General features: G+C 62.6%; 12 protein-coding genes. 8 read left to right on the plus strand and 4 right to left on the minus strand.

Translation table 11 applies throughout. The annotated features are described in order from the left end of the window. Positions 1-515: 515 nt before the first annotated feature. The 3 genes from PM3016_RS03740 to PM3016_RS03750 are packed head-to-tail and all read right to left on the minus strand — an operon-like array spanning position 516 to position 4287. On the minus strand, positions 516-1847 hold the full coding sequence (locus PM3016_RS03740) for an AraC family transcriptional regulator (protein ID WP_014368463.1): 1332 nt from the start codon (positions 1845-1847) through the stop codon (positions 516-518). Next, a complete protein-coding gene (locus PM3016_RS03745; RefSeq protein ID WP_014368464.1) occupies positions 1844-3274 on the minus strand; it encodes a sensor histidine kinase in 1431 nt (476 codons plus the stop codon). The genes PM3016_RS03740 and PM3016_RS03745 overlap by 4 nt, the downstream gene beginning before the upstream one ends. Next, positions 3271-4287: a substrate-binding domain-containing protein gene (locus PM3016_RS03750; protein WP_014368465.1), complete on the minus strand. Its 1017-nt coding sequence runs from the start codon at positions 4285-4287 to the stop codon at positions 3271-3273. Before PM3016_RS03750 ends, PM3016_RS03745 begins: the two co-directional genes overlap by 4 nt. Positions 4288-4464: 177 nt before the next feature. Here PM3016_RS03750 and PM3016_RS03755 point away from each other — a divergent pair, with 177 nt between their 5' ends. After that, positions 4465-5667: a MerR family transcriptional regulator gene (locus tag PM3016_RS03755; protein WP_013914556.1), complete on the plus strand. Its 1203-nt coding sequence runs from the start codon at positions 4465-4467 to the stop codon at positions 5665-5667. 19 nt (positions 5668-5686) lie between these two features. Beyond that, entirely contained in the window at positions 5687-6640 is a 954-nt protein-coding gene (nudK, locus tag PM3016_RS03760) for a GDP-mannose pyrophosphatase NudK (RefSeq protein WP_014368466.1), read from the plus strand. A 189-nt stretch (positions 6641-6829) separates the two neighbouring features. Here the strand turns inward: nudK and PM3016_RS40655 are convergent, their stop codons facing one another. Next, on the minus strand, positions 6830-6961 hold the full coding sequence (locus tag PM3016_RS40655) for a hypothetical protein (RefSeq protein ID WP_013914559.1): 132 nt from the start codon (positions 6959-6961) through the stop codon (positions 6830-6832). Positions 6962-7096: 135 nt separating this feature from the next. Between PM3016_RS40655 and PM3016_RS38000 the strand changes: the two genes are divergently transcribed. The 6 genes from PM3016_RS38000 (at position 7097) to PM3016_RS03785 (ending at position 14813) form a co-directional block, all read left to right on the plus strand. Next, positions 7097-7327 (plus strand): hypothetical protein, encoded by a 231-nt coding sequence (locus PM3016_RS38000; RefSeq protein WP_128758893.1) that lies wholly within the window; start codon positions 7097-7099, stop codon positions 7325-7327. Between the two features lie 758 nt (positions 7328-8085). Next, positions 8086-8445, plus strand: a complete 360-nt coding sequence (locus PM3016_RS03765; RefSeq protein WP_014368469.1) for an IDEAL domain-containing protein — start codon at positions 8086-8088, stop codon at positions 8443-8445. A gap of 96 nt (positions 8446-8541) precedes the next feature. Beyond that, positions 8542-9666 (plus strand): NADH-dependent flavin oxidoreductase, encoded by a 1125-nt coding sequence (locus PM3016_RS03770; protein WP_014368470.1) that lies wholly within the window; start codon positions 8542-8544, stop codon positions 9664-9666. 416 nt (positions 9667-10082) lie between these two features. Next, entirely contained in the window at positions 10083-11414 is a 1332-nt protein-coding gene (locus tag PM3016_RS03775; RefSeq protein ID WP_014368471.1) for an ABC transporter substrate-binding protein, read from the plus strand. Then, entirely contained in the window at positions 11411-13210 is a 1800-nt protein-coding gene (locus tag PM3016_RS03780) for a sensor histidine kinase (protein WP_014368472.1), read from the plus strand. Before PM3016_RS03775 ends, PM3016_RS03780 begins: the two co-directional genes overlap by 4 nt. After that, the gene (locus PM3016_RS03785; protein WP_014368473.1) at positions 13185-14813 is read left to right on the plus strand and encodes a response regulator; all 1629 of its coding nucleotides are present in this window, start codon (positions 13185-13187) and stop codon (positions 14811-14813) included. Before PM3016_RS03780 ends, PM3016_RS03785 begins: the two co-directional genes overlap by 26 nt. The last annotated feature ends 82 nt before the right edge of the window (positions 14814-14895 follow it).

The following is a 14895-nucleotide window of genomic DNA, read 5'->3' on the forward strand; positions in this document are numbered from 1 at the left end:
AGGAAATAGCGGAACTACGATGCGCTATCTGCCCTTTCAAAGGGGGCGGTTTCAAAATAGAGGAACTGAGGTTCGCTATTTTGATCAAAGGGACCACCTGTTGAGGATATGGGGACCAATAACGCATCTGAGTTCCGTTATCTGGCCGAAGGGGGTGGAACATATTCAAATAAGGAATCTGAGTTCCGTTATTCAAAATCAGGGAGTAAGCTGCCAGGGAGGCTCACGGCCGCCACAAGATCATGGAAGCCCAATACCAAGCCGGCGGGAAGGCTCGATGCCAAGGCAGCCTGGGAGCAAGCGGGAAGGCGCGATGCCAAGGCAGTCGGAGAGTTAGCGGGAAGGCTCGATGCCAAGGCAGTCGGAGAGTTAGCGGGAAGGTTCGATGCCAAGGCAGCCTGAGGGCCAGCGGGAAGGCTTGATGCCAAAGGCAGCGGGAGAGTTAGCGGGAAGGCTCGATGCCAAGGCAGCCGTATGGCGTGCCGCAAAGCCCGCCGCTCCTCCCGCAGCCCGGCTTACCCGCCTCCGCTGCGGTACTCGGTCGGGGTCACGCCGGTGACCTTTTTGAACACGCGGCTGAAGTAGTTCGGGTCCTTGTACCCGACCTCGAAGCAGACCTCCTTGAGGCTGAGCTGCTGCGAGGCCATCAGCGCCTTGGCCTTGTCGATCCGCAGCCGGGTGACGAAGTCGATGAAGGTCTCGCCGGTGCCCTGTTTGAAGATTTTGCTGAGATAGTGGGGGTTGAGATGGACATGGTCCGCGACCTCTTCGAGCGAGAGCTCCTCCGTGAACCGCTCCCGGATATAGCTCTTCGCCCGGTCCAGCACGCTGAGGGTCTGCTGCTCGCGCTCTTCCCGGATCCGGTGCAGGGCCGACACCACGTAGGAGCGGTGCAGCGCATCCTCGTTCGGGGAGCCGCCCCCCGCGGTGCCCTGCTGCAGCTCCTCGAAGCGGCACACCCGGGTGCCGGGACCTTCGTAGGCCGAGGCGAGCACCGCCTGAAAGTACGATCGCCGCAGGCCTTCCTCCCCGAGGCCGGCAGAGCCGATGCCGACGGAGACCGGGAGGCCCAGCTGGCGCTCCACGAGCGAGCACAGCTGCTCGGCCGTCCGCCGGATGTCGGCCATCCGCGCTTCCTCCCGCGGGCCGGAGGGCAGCGGGAGGAAGACCGCCATGTGGCGGTCGATGAGCGAGCTGACGATGCAGTCCGGCGCGCTGCTTTTGGCGAAGGTGCGGACGGTGTCATAGATGCGCTTCTGGTCGGGAGCGGGAATGCCCTCAGGGAAGGCGGCGACCAAGGCACAGCCTCCGTCCAGCGGAAAATCGAGCCACCCGGCCAGCTGGGTGCTGTCCGCTTCCGCCACCTGATCGACCATCAGCATGAGGGCGAGCTCGTTCTCGGCGAGGGGAAGCAGCCGGGATACCTGGTGCCGCAGGCCGAGCTCCTCGGCCCGTTTGCGCTTCTCGAGCTCCAGCTCGCCGACAAGCGACTGCAGGGTCTCCACAACCTGAGTCCGCTTCGCAGGCTTCACGATATAGTCCCTTGCGCCGAGCAGGAGGGCCTCCTTGGCGTAGGAGAAATAATCGTACGCCGTCACCAGGACGAATTTGGCGTGGGGCAGGCGCTGCTTGATCTCCCGGAGCGCCTCCAGCCCCTGGATGCCGGGCATATTGACATCCATGAGGATGATATGCGGCCGGTGCTCTTCCGCCCGCTCGATCGCGAGGCGGCCGTTCTCCGCATGAATGACTTCGAACACGCCCGGCATCATCTGCCGGACGATCCATTCGAGACCTTCTCTCTCCAGCGCCTCGTCATCAGCGATCAGGAGCCTGTACATGCTCATGCTGTTTCCTCCTTTCCTATAGGGATGTGCAGTGTTATCCGTGTCCCCTGGCCGGGTGCGCTTTCGATCGTGACCAGATCGTCCCTCCCGTAATACAGGGCCAGCCGCTTGAAGACATTGCGGGTGCCGAGCCCGGTGGACTGCTTCGGCTCCGGTACGCCTTCGAGCCGGAGCAGGCTCTGCCGGACCTCCTCGCTCATGCCGGCTCCGTTGTCCGCCACCGTTATCGATACCTCGTCCGCCGGATGGCGTGCAATGGTCACGCGGATGACCGCCCCCTGCTCGAGATCGGCAATGCCGTGCTGGAACGCATTCTCGACGAGCGGCTGCAGGGTCAGGGAAGGAATCCCGGCCTGCAGCGCGTCTTCATCGATCTCGAGTTCGAAGCGGACCCGGTCGCGGAAGCGGGCCTGCTGGATCGTCACGTATTCCTGCAGGTGCTGCAGCTCGTCCCGCAGCGTCACGGGCCGGTCGAGCCGGCCGAGGTTGTACCGCAGCAGGTTCGACATCGAGACGATGAGATCGCTGGTCCGCTCCGCTCCCTCCAGGAGCGCCAGCTTCGAGAGTACATTGAGCGTATTGAACAGGAAGTGCGGGTTGATCTGGCTCTGCAGGGCCTGCAGCTCGAGCTCCTTCAGCAGGCGGTCCTTCTCCAGGCTTTCCTTCTCCTTGCCGATGAGCACGGCCAGATCGGCGAGCATCGCCTGGAATGCGTCCGACAGGATGCCGAGCTCGTCCCCGGTAGGGGGGGGAGGCTCCGGCCGGAGATTGCCCCTCGCGATCTCCCGGGCCATGGCGACCAGTCGGCTGACCGGCCCGGTGATGCTGCGGGAGATCCATACGGCGGCGGCGAGGCTCAGCAGCGTGTTCACGGCGATGATCGCCGCCCCGAGCCGGTTGATGCGCCCGTTCTCCTCCCGGATCTCCCGGTAGACCGGCTGGTAGGAGCTCAGCTCCAGATCGACGAGGTGGAGCCCCTCTTCGCGGATGAAGCCGGCGGTACGCTCCGCCTCCCCATAGGCGACCAGAGCCGTGGAAGCGCCCGGCCCCGGAGGCTTGGCGGCCGTCAGGGCAGCCTGTTCCTGTTCCATCAGTGTGCCGAGCAGATTGGTGTAGGCGTTCACAGCCGGGGCCAACGGGGAGGTGGCAGAGGCTTCCGCCAGCAGTGAGCGGGCTTCGGCGAGCCCCGCCCTGGCCTCTGTAAGCGCAGCCCCGTTCCGCTCGGCCGGGTCCAGTAGGTACGTGTACAGCCGGCTCAGGTGCGTTTCGGCGGCCTGGACCGACTGCTTGTAGAGCAGGATCCGGCTCATCATCTCGTCATAGCTCCGCTGGACGACCTTGCCGCTCTCGAAGAGGAAGTACGTGACCGTATTCATCAGGAGCACGAGCAGCGGCAGGAAGAGGAGCAGCTTGCGTCGGATCGTCATGGACACGCGCCTCCCCCGGACGCCCGGCCGGCTTGCTCTGCCGCATCCGTATCCCTCGTATAGACCTCAGCGGCCGTAAAATGCTCGGAGGCCGGCATCCGCCCCTCCCAGTAGTCGCGGAGCAGGGTGACCGCATCATAGCCCATCCGGTACGGCTGCTGGACAAGCGTCGCGGTGATCCGGCAGCCCAGGATGGCCTCCTTGGTCTCGGCAAGGTCGTCAAAAGCGAAGATGCCGAGACCGCCCTGCGGGCGGGTGCGTTCGGCGGCATTCAGGGCGCCGAGGCCGTCCAGGGCGCTGAAGCCGATGATGTACCCGATGTCCGGATGTGCACTGAGCAGCTCCTCCGCCTGCTGGGCTGCCTGAAGGCGGGAGGGCTCGGTCGAGCGCACGCCCGCGATTTGCAGCCCGGGATAACGGGCTGCCACGGTCTGGAAGCCCTCCAGCCGCAGCTGCTGGCTGTAGGCCTGCGTGCCGATGAGCACCCCGATGCGGCCCCGGCCTCCGGTCTGCCGGGCGACGAGCTCGCCCATCGTCTCGCCGGCCTTCCGGTTGTCCGTGCCGATGTAGGCGAGCCGGCGGCTGCCCGGCTCGTCCGCATCGACGGCGATCACCGGAATGCCCTCGCCGGCGGCCCGATCGATCAGAGCCCGGTGCTCCGCGCTGTTGATGCCCTGGACGAGGACAGCGTCGGGCCTTGCCGCCAAGGCTTTCTCGAGGAGCCGGATCTGCTCCTGCGGGTTGATGCGCAGCGGTCCCCGGTAGTCGAAGCTCATCCCGTAAGAGGCGGCGGCCTCCCGGGCGCCGCGTTCGATCGTGCGCCAGAACGGGTTGTCCTCGACCTGCCCGATCAGGACGATCTGCTTCGGAGGCTTGCCGCCGGGGGCGCCGGTCTCCGGGGAATGGGCGAGCTCCCGGATCCGCAGGGTGGCCAGCAGAAACTGCAGGAGCAGTCCGAGCAGCACGATCAGAAGAAGGACGATGCCTCCGTTCCACAAGTTGCGTGAGCGCATGCGGTTCTCCTTTTCGGTTCATTGGAAGTAGACCCATTATACAAGAACGCGGCCCAACGAGAAAATCGGCTTCCGGGCCCACGCCAAAATAATGCTTGCAGGTGACGCAGCGTCACCCGCTATAATCGGAATCAGTCAGGAAATCAGGCGGAAAAGGCAGAAAGGCGGGCATACCCCATGAAAGAACCGCGCCAGGCATTCTTAACAACCGGCCAGATTGCTAAGCGCACCGGGCTCACGCTCCGGACGCTGCGGTACTATGACGCGATCGGTCTGCTCAAGCCGGCCCATCACGACGACACGGCCGCACGCCTGTACAGCAGGGAGGATCTCATCCGTCTGCAGCGCATCCAGACGCTGAAATATATCGGCTTGTCCCTGGCGGAAATCGCACAGATTCTCTCCCGGGACACGCTGCCCGAGCAGGATCTGAGGGCTTCCCTGCGGATGCAGAAGGAGCTCATGCGCAAGAAAATGGCCCATATGCAATATGTTACGAAGGCGATCGACGAGGCGCTGACCATGCTGGAGGGCGGCGAGCAGGAGGTCGGTTGGGACGAGCTGACGGCCATGATCCAGACCGTCCATACGGAGAAGGACTGGGGCGAGCAGTACCGCAGTGCGGCCAGGCTGCAGGCGAGAATGGCCTTGTATGACCGGTACAGCGCCAACGGGACCGGCTGGCACCGCTGGTTCTTCAGCCGGCTGCCGGAGGAAGGCGGCCTGAAGGTGCTCGAGCTCGGCTGCGGGGACGGCGCCTTGTGGGAGCGCAGCAGGGAGCGGATCCCGCAGGACTGGAGCGTCACGCTGACGGACCTCTCGCCGGGCATGCTGGAGGAAGCGCGCAGCCGGCTCGCGGGGGTTCCGGGGAGGTTCCGGTTCCTGGCCGCGGATGCGGAGGAGATCCCTTTTCACGACGGGGAGTTCGATATCGTGATCGCCAATCACATGCTGTACCATGTGATGGACATCCCCCGCGCGGCCGCCGAGATGCACCGGGTGCTGAAGCCGGGAGGCCGGCTCTATGCTTCCACGATGAGCCTGCGGCACCTCCGGGAGGTCGAGGAGCTCGCAAAGGCGTTCGATCCGCAGATCGAAGTGCTGGATCCGGTGCTGGAGCGCTTCCACCTGGAGAACGGGGCGGCCCATCTGTCTCCGCCGTTTCGCACGGTGGAATGCATCCGCTATGATGACCATCTGCTGGTGGACGAGGCGGAGCCCCTCATTGCTTACATCACCTCGACGCCGATGAACGCCAAGGAGCGGCTTGTCGGCGAAGCGCTGCAGCGGTTCCGAAGCGAGCTGAAGGCCCGGCTGGAGAGGGAAGGCAGCTTGTATATCACGAAGGACACGGGTTTTTTCCTGGCCGTCAAATCCTAAACAGAGAAGAGGAATATCCATGAATCCGCGGATCCGGATCGAGAAGGAAGAAATTTTGTCGGACAACTGGTATGTGCTCAAAAAAATGACGTTCCGCTACCAGCGGGGCGACGGGACATGGGAGACGCAGGTGAGAGAAGCCTATGACCGGGGCAACGGGGCCGCGATCCTCCTGTATGATGCGAAGCGGGGGACGGTCGTCCTGACCCGGCAGTTCCGGATGCCGACGTATATGAACGGCAATGCGAGCGGGATGCTCATTGAGGCCTGTGCGGGCCTGCTCGACGGGCAGAATCCGGACGACTGCATCCGCCGGGAAGCGGAGGAAGAGACCGGTTACCGGGTGACGAACGTGCGGAAGCTCCGTGAAGCGTACATGTCGCCTGGTTCCGTGACGGAGATTCTGCACCTGTATGCGGCCGAGTACGATCCGCAGATGCGGACCGGCGGGGGCGGGGGGCTGGAGGAAGAACAGGAGCATATCGAGGTGCTCGAGCTTCCGTTCGCCCGTGCGCTGGCGATGGTGGATTCCGGCGAGATCCGGGACGCCAAGACGATCATGCTCCTGCAGCAGGCTCAGCTTGAAGGGCTGCTCACCCCGCCGGCAAGGAGGCGTCTGCAGATTCTCGTGGCGGGTCCGTACCGCTCGGGCACCGGCGATGACCCGGAGCGGATCGAAGCGAACCTGCGGGCAATGAACGAGACGGCGCTGCGGGTCTACGAGCTGGGGCATCTGCCGGTGCTCGGCGAATGGCTGGCGCTGCCGCTGCTCGAGACGGCAGGCTCCCGGCACATGGGCGACGAGGTGTGGGAGCGCATGTTCCACCCGTCGGCGATCAGGCTCATCTCCTGCTGCGATGGGGTGCTGCGGATCGGCGGGCCGTCCGCCGGTGCGGACGAGATGGTGAGGGCGGCCGAGGCCGCGGGCAAGCGGGTCTACCGCAGCATCGGGGAACTGCCCGAGCTGCAATAGAAGGACATGCAAAAATGAGGGCTGCCGCTTCGGCTGCCCTTTTTCCGCTGCCCTTTTTCACAAACCGATCAAAAAGGGATACCGTATCCGTCTGCTTGGTCCTGTCCTGCCGGACAACGAACCCTCTTTATGCATGACAGAGCATGACAGAGCCATTCATGGGCGACTTTGGTTCGTGCGCTCCGCCATTCAAAACAATTCCTCATCCTCACTCGGCTCGGGTTCGGCAGAGGAGACTCCTTCGATCAGCACATACAGGAAGAACACGACCGTCAGGGCAATGAGAAAGTTGATATTCCAGTACACCGAGTTCAAAGGCATCGTTCATCATCCTCCTGATCCTGGGTTCGTCTGTTCGTTATATCCCTTTATTACCCCCAAATTCAGGAAATGCGACGCGCTTGTCCGGGCATTTTTTGCTGAGAGAATCGGAGGGCGGATGTGGGGTGGAGCAGGATGCTTGGGGATCGCAGTAAGAAGATTCTTAAGAATGGAAAGACAGGTTCTTTAGGAGATAAAGGAAGTGCTTTAGGTGCTAAAACAAAAATAATAAGCTCAACCAATATTAATAAAGTAAAACAAATTTTAACCATTGTAACGCTTGCAAAGTGGTTAATTTCACGTTTTTCCTTTCTTTCAGATGATACAATTACTTCATATTATGGAAGAAAGGTGGAAGGTCTATGAGAGATGGCCCGTATCCTGGGCGTACCGAAAAGGGGAGTGGCGAAGACGCTCCGGGATGCGCGGGTCCTGCTGCTGCAGAAGCTGATCCGGCAGGTGAACTGACAGGAGGCTCCGTTCCGGTGCCAAAAGAAAGAACCCGCTGCGGCACCGGTGCCTGCGGCGGGTTATGCAGTTCAAGGAAAGGGCGCCGTACGCCTCCTGCCTTGGATAAGGAACTAGTATAGATCGTCGAGATCTTCCCGGGTGTCGCCGGGATCGGGAGGGACACGGCGGATGAAATAGACGGCGGATACGATGCCGAGTCCGATCATGATCGCTATCGGCCATACGCTCATCGGGTGGTCCTCCCTTCCGGCATGTCCGGTAGAGACGACGGGCGAGGCGGCAGCATAACGGTCAAAGAGCAGAGACCATGAGGATAGTGGAGAGTCAAGGAGACCGCGGCTTCCTTTCGCTTGGAGGTTGGCAATCATTAGGTATTCCAAGTATAACACCTGCCTCTGCCGCGGAAGCTAAAGATTGTCTAAAATTTAAGATAAAAAGGCAGGTCAGCCCCGCGGAGATGCCTTGACATCCATAACTGTATTCGATATGATTACAGTCATAAGCGGGAAGTGAACATGAAGGACCTGGGAATGCCTCTGTCCGGAGGACGCTTCATTCTTTCTTGTGTTTCAAATGTAATTATTTTTATTACAGTTAAGAAGTTATAACACTTAGTGCGCGGTCCAATAACTGAAGTCAGGTGGTGCAGGAGCATGAAATTCGAAGAAGGCCAATGGGTGCAGGGGCGCACCGCAGAAGGGGAACTGATTCAGGGCTGGGTGGAGTCGTCCGATTCCCTGGATCGGATTGTGAGGGTCCATGTCGTGAATTCGGATCACGTGGACATACTGGGAAAGCGTGTTACCGTGCGTGAAGCCTGGCTGAAGGCTCTTCCGGCCAACCCGTTCGGCGGGACAGAGGGCGTGCGCGATGTGATTGACCTGGCCTTATCGACGAGAGACCGGGACTGGTTCCTTGAGCTGACGGAGCAGCTTGGCGGCTCCCGGCGGCCGGCGGAGCGGGAAGCCTCCTCTTCCGCCGCCGCCTGCCGCCACATGAAGACCCTCGCCTGATGAGAGGAATCTGCACCAGATATTCTTAGTCAGATCCTGCAGTCAGACCCGATATTCAATGAGCATCCTACACAATGATATGGAGTGATTCGAGAGATGAAACCAAGCTATCAACCGTTATTCGAAACCTTTACACTGGGCCAGGGCCTTCGGCTCAAAAACCGGATCGTGCTCGCTCCGATGACCAACTTCGCCTCGAACGAGGACGGCACCGTATCCGAGGCGGAGCTTCAGTACTACGCCCGCCGTTCCGGAGGGGCCGGCATGGTCATTACGGCCTGCACCTATGTCACCGAGAATGGCAAGGGCTTCCCGGGCGAGTTCGCCGCTCACACCGACGAGATGATCCCAAGCCTGCGCTCTCTGGCCGATACGATCAAGGGCAAGGGGGCCAAAGCGATCCTGCAGATCTTCCACGTCGGCCGCAACCTGGCTCCAGGCTTCGTACCTGACGGCGATGTGGTCAGTGCAAGCGCCGTTCCGACCGAAGAAAACCCGGGCCTCACTCCGAGGGCGCTGACGGACGAGGAGATTGTGTCCATCATCCGCGACTTCGGCGAGACGACCCGCCGCGCGATCGAGGCAGGCTATGACGGCGTGGAGATCCACGGTGCCAACGGCTACCTCATCCATCAGTTCTTCTCTCCGCACTCGAACCGGCGCGAAGACCGCTGGGGCGGCGACGTCCACGGCCGTCTGGCCTTCCCTCTGGCTGTCCTGCGGGAAGTGAAGCGGGTCGCGGCGGAGCACGCCAAGCAGCCGTTCATCGTCGGCTACCGCTTCTCGCCGGAAGAAGCCGAGACGCCGGGCATCACGATGGAGGACACGTTCGTCCTCATCGATGCGCTGACGGGCGAAGGGCTGGACTACCTGCACGTCTCGCTGATGGATTACCGTTCGGAGCCCCGCCGCGGCGCCGACGCCTCCAAGACGCGCCTCGAGTGGCTGCAGGAGCGCATCGGCGGTAAGGTACCGCTGATCGGCGTAGGTTCCATCCACCGTCCGGAAGAAGCCGTTGAAGTGCTGGAGAAGGGCGTGCCGCTCGTTGCGGTAGGCCGGGAGCTCATCATGGAGCCGGACTGGGTCGAGAAGATCGAGAGCGGCCGTGAAGCGGAGATTCGCACGACGCTCAGCAGAAGTGCCCAGCAGGAGCTCGTGGTTCCGGACGGCCTCTGGCAGGCGATCATGAACGCACCGGGCTGGTTCCCGGTCGAAGACTAAGACCAGCCGGCGGCAAGCAGCCGTTCCGAACGAACATCACAGCAGTGTGTACAGCGATACCGATCCCCACAGGCAGAAGCCTGTGGGGATTTTTGGTTTGGCATGGGTTGACCTAACAAGAAGCATAACTCTCATCGTCCTGAATAGTCGGGGCTGGGGGGGGGCCTTGGCCGGCGTTATGCCGCGGCTCCGCATCCGGTCAGGATTGAACGGACCGGCGTGTGGGATCGCGTACGCGAAAGACACCCTGGACAACCGGAGAGCGGCACCGGAGGCGCGGAGACCGTTTTCGTCTCATCCGCTTCCCGAGGGGTTAACATCGGGTTATGGATGTTTAGTCTTCGTTATTTCGGTAGTTCCGGGGGTAAAGTAAGCTAATAGAGCAAGGCCGTAAGAGGCAGTGGAGGATTCGAACTATGAGAGGTTTCCATATAAACCGCCGGGTCCGGCGGGTGGCGGAAGGAGCGCTGCTGCTCCTGCTGCTCATGGCGGCGGGCTGCGGAGAGCAGGAGGAGAAGACCGGCCAGGCGTCCGCCAGACCCTACGAGGGCAAAAGCATTACTCTGATCACGGCGAACCACCCGTGGGCCGACGAGATCAAGCCGCTGCTGCCGGATTTCGAGGCGGAGACGGGGATGAGCGTGCTGATCCAGTCCCACTTCGAGGATCAGCTTACCCAGAAGCTCACCGTTCAGTTCACGTCCGGCGCCGAGAAGCCGGATGTGTTCATGTACCGGCCGCTGCAGGAGGGCAAGGCCTTCTACCGCAACGGCTGGCTGCAGCCGCTGGATGAATACGCCGCACGGGAAACCGGATACGGGCTGTCGGATTTCTCCGCCCAGGCGATCCGGTCGGCGACGGTCGACGGCAAGCTTACGGGCATCCCGATCATCACGGAGCAGGGCGTCCTGTACTACCGCAAGGACCTGCTGGAGCAGGCGGGGATTCCCGTGCCGCGGACCATCGGTGAGCTGACGGAGGCGGCACGGAAGCTGCATGACCCCCAGCGCGGGGTGTACGGCTTCGTTGCCAGGGGCCAGCGGTCGCCGCTGGTCACGCAGGTCTCCTCCTTCCTGTACTCGGAGGGAGGAGACTTCACGGTGAACGGCCGCGCCGCGATCAACTCGCCCCAGGCGCTCAAGGCCTTCACCGCGTACGGGACGCTCCTGCGGGAGTACGGGCCGCCGGAGGCCATTCACATGTCGTGGCCGCAGGCGGGACGCCTGTTTGCCGCAGGGCATGCGGCCTTCTACACGGACGCGAACTCGCTCTACCGCAGCGTGACCGACCCGGCCCATTCGAAGATCGCGGACCGCGTGGGCTTCGCTCCATTTCCGGCGGGGGATGCCGGTTCCCGGACTTACAACATCACGTCCTGGGGCCTGGCCATCAACCCCAAATCGCCGGACCGGGACGCCGCCTGGGCCTTCATTGCGTGGGCGACCTCGCAGGAGACGGTCCTGCACACGCAGAGCAAGGGCCATCCCGGCGCGCGGCGTTCCGTTTGGAACCTGCCGGAGGGAACCGCTGGCTTCCCTCCCGAGCTGGTGGAGGCGGTCAGGGAAAGCAGCCGGGAAGGCGTCGATCATGACCGGCCCACCACCGTCGATGTGGCGGGGGCTCGGGAGGCGGTCGGGGAGATCGTCCAGCGGGTGATCAGCGGAGAGACGGACATCCGGGAGACGGCGGATAGGGCGAACGCGGCCCTTCAGGCGATCCTGGATAAGGAAGCGGAGGGGAGGCCATGAAGAGGCAGTCCCGGAGAATGACGCTCTTTGGCCGGATGCTGCTGACCCTGGTGCTCCTCCTGGTTCCGGTGCTGCTCCTGTACGCTTACTCCAACCGGATTGCCGGCGGCGTCGTGGAGGAGCAGCTGCGCTCCTCCAACCTGAATCAGCTCATCTTCTTCGCATACCAGCTTGACGGGCACATCGAGAACCTTTCCATGCTGCCGGTCGTGCTGGGGAACGACCCGCATATCCGGGAGTTCATCCAGGGCGGGGCGGCGGGAACGGACGGCAGCCGGCTCAAGGCACAGTCCCGCATCACGGAGAAGCTGGGGCTGCAGAGCGTATCGAGCGCCTGGTCCAATGATGTCACCTTCGTGATCCCTTCCGGCCGGAGGGTGTTCTCCTCGAACATCTTCATCAACGGGAGCGGGGACTGGCCCTGGAATGAAGCCGTGCACACCGTCTGGACCTACGGGGAAGACGAATCCCGCGGGCGCCGGGTGCCGACGTTCTACCGCGAGATCGGGGAGCCGGCCGCGGCACGGACGGCGGCGGAGGCCGATGCGCTCTTCCAGGTGCGCTTCCCGGTACAGAATATCAGCGACCTGCTCGATGTCTACAAGAAGGAGCAGAGCAACGATCCGTTCCTCTACCACCCGGACTATCCGCTCATCCTGAGCAGCACGCCTTCCCGGGCGGTCACGGAATCGATTATCCGCGAGGTGATGGGGGGCGTACTGCCGGACGCGGGCCAGCAGACTGTAGAGGTCGGCGGGGAAGCCTACCTCGTCAGCTACGTGAAGTCGCGGCAGCTCGGCTGGCATCTCGTGGACTACGTGCCGCTGCAGCAGATTCTCGCACCGATCGCGTCCACGCGCAGCTGGTTCTACGGCTCCGCGGCCGTCCTGCTGGCCGCCGGCGCAGCCGCCTCTTTCCTGCTGTACCGCAATGTACAGCTGCCGATCTTCAATCTGACCCGCGGCATCCGGCGGATGAAGCAGGGGGATCTGTCCTCCCGCATCGAGTACCGCGCGCACAATGAGTTCGACGATCTCATCGTGCATTTCAACGAGATGTCGGAGCAGATGCAGCGGCTGATCGAGGATGTCTACACGGAGAAGCTCCGGTCGCGGGAAGCGACGCTGAAGCAGCTGCAGTCGCAGATCAATCCGCATTTTCTGTACAACTCGCTCTTCTTTATCATCAATTCCGCCATGCTCGAAGACAAGGACAGTGTGACGGCGATGGCTCATCACCTGGCGGAGTACTACCGGTACACCACCCGGGTGGAGCATCAGCAGGTGACGCTCAAGGACGAGCTGGAGCTCGTGGGCCATTATCTCGGCATCCACCATCTGCGGATGCAGCGGCTCGACTACGCGGTCGACGTGCCGGAAGCGATGATGAAGGAAGAGGTGCCGCGCCTGCTCCTGCAGCCGCTGGTGGAGAACGCGATCGTCCACGGCATCGAGCCCCGGGCGGGCGGCGGCTTCATCCGCATTACCGGTGAGCAGGACGCGGAGTTCAACCGCATCGTCGTCGAGGACAACGGGGGCGGCCTGACGGACGCGGAGCTTCGCAGACTCCAGGCTGGTCTTCGGGAGGAAGCCGCGGACGACTCCAGCCTCGGCTGCGGGACCTGGAACGTGCACCGGCGGCTGCAGATCGGCTTCGGGGAGGGCTCGGGCATTACCTTCGCCCATGCCCCGGGAGGCGGCCTACGGGCCACCCTGGTCTGGAGCCGGACGAACATGCGCCGCGGGGAGCGGCAGGAAGGAGGAGACGGGGATGGCACAGCTGCTGATCGTAGATGACGAGGCGCATGTCGTCGATCGCTTCGCGGCGACGATCGACTGGGCGGGCCACGGCGTGGAGCAGGTGTACAAAGCCTACTCCGGACCGGAAGCGCTCGAGCTGCTCGAGCAGTTCTCCATCGAAATCGTCATTACGGACATCAAGATGCCCGGCATGACGGGACTGGAGCTGATCGCAGAGATCCGAAGCCGTTGGCCGCGGACCAAATGCGTGCTGCTGTCGGGCTATTCCGACTTCAATTACGCGAAGGAGGCCATCCTTTACCAGACGGAGGACTATCTGCTGAAGCCCGTGAAGGAAGAGGATCTCCTGGCTACGGTGAAGCGGGCGCTGGACAAGCTGCGCAGCGAGTGGGAGGAAGTCATCTCCCTGCAGCGCCTGAACTATACGCTGAAGGAGAACCTCCCGCTGCTGCGCGCGAATCTGCTTCATGAGCTCCTGCAGGGGAGAAGGTGGTCCGAATCCGTCCTCCTCGGCAAAATGAAAACGCTCGGGCTGCCGGAGTTCGAGGGCAGCACGTTCGACCTGATGATGATCCGGCTCGAAGAGCCGTTCACGGAGCGGGACCCCCAGGACCGCTACTGGATTGAGTATGCGATCGGCAACATGGCCGAGGAGCTGTTCGGCGGCCGTTACGCGATCTGGCATACGAAGGATGCCCACGATTACCTTGTGTTCGTCATGGCGCCGAAGCAGGGGGACGGGGGACGCGCCGAAGGGGCAGAGGAGCCCCTCTGGTTCGAGAGGACGGCGGCCTCCCTGCAGTCGGCGGTCAGCACGTACCTGAGAGGGAGGATCTCCATCCTGGTCGGCTCCCGCGGAAGCTTCCCCCTGGAGGTGCCGGATCTCTATAACCGCTCGATCGCGGCCTTCCGTCGAAGGATCGGCAGCGAAAGGGAGCTGTTCACCCGGCTGGAGGATGATCCGCCGCCGAAGGAGGTCCGCTCGCTGCAGAGTCTCTACGAGCCGCCGACACTGGTCCATCTGCTCGAAGCCGCGCGGTGGGACGAGATCGAAGAGAAGCTTCAGGCCATCTTCGGCGCGATGGATTCGGAAGGCTCCGCCGCGCAGGAGCACGTGCTCGAGGTGTACTTCACGATCGCTTCGGCTTACGCGTATATCGCGCACAAGAACGGGCGGGCCCTGTCCGCGCTGATCGGGGATGACTTCGACCGCATGGCGGAAGGCGAGCCGTTCCGCTCCGCAGGCGCTCTGAAGGAGTGGACGCTGCGGGCGCTCGGGCGCATCCGCGGGGACATGGAGCAGGAGGCCAAGGATACGCGGACCTCCCTGATCCGCTGGATCCAGGGCTTCGTGGAAGAGCACATGGACCGCGATGTGTCCCTGCAGACGATCGCCGATCACGTGAACCGGCATCCGGTCTACGTTTCGAAGATCTACAAGCTGGAGACCGGGGAGAACCTGAGCGACTATGTGAACCGGGTCCGGATGGAGAAGGCGGAATATCTGCTGAAGAACACGCCGGACAAAATCTATGAAATCGCGGAGCGGGTAGGCTATCTCCGTCCGCATTCTTTCAATCATGCGTTCAAGAAGGCGTTCGGGATGACGCCCCAGGAATACCGCGAACGGCATACTTGAACGGGACTGCGGGCGCAAGGCAGCACACACAAGCTCATGACATCTTTGTTCCATACAACATTTCGTAATCAGGAGGTATTCC

Source organism: Paenibacillus mucilaginosus 3016 (assembly GCF_000250655.1).
Classification (GTDB): domain Bacteria; phylum Bacillota; class Bacilli; order Paenibacillales; family NBRC-103111; genus Paenibacillus_G; species Paenibacillus_G mucilaginosus.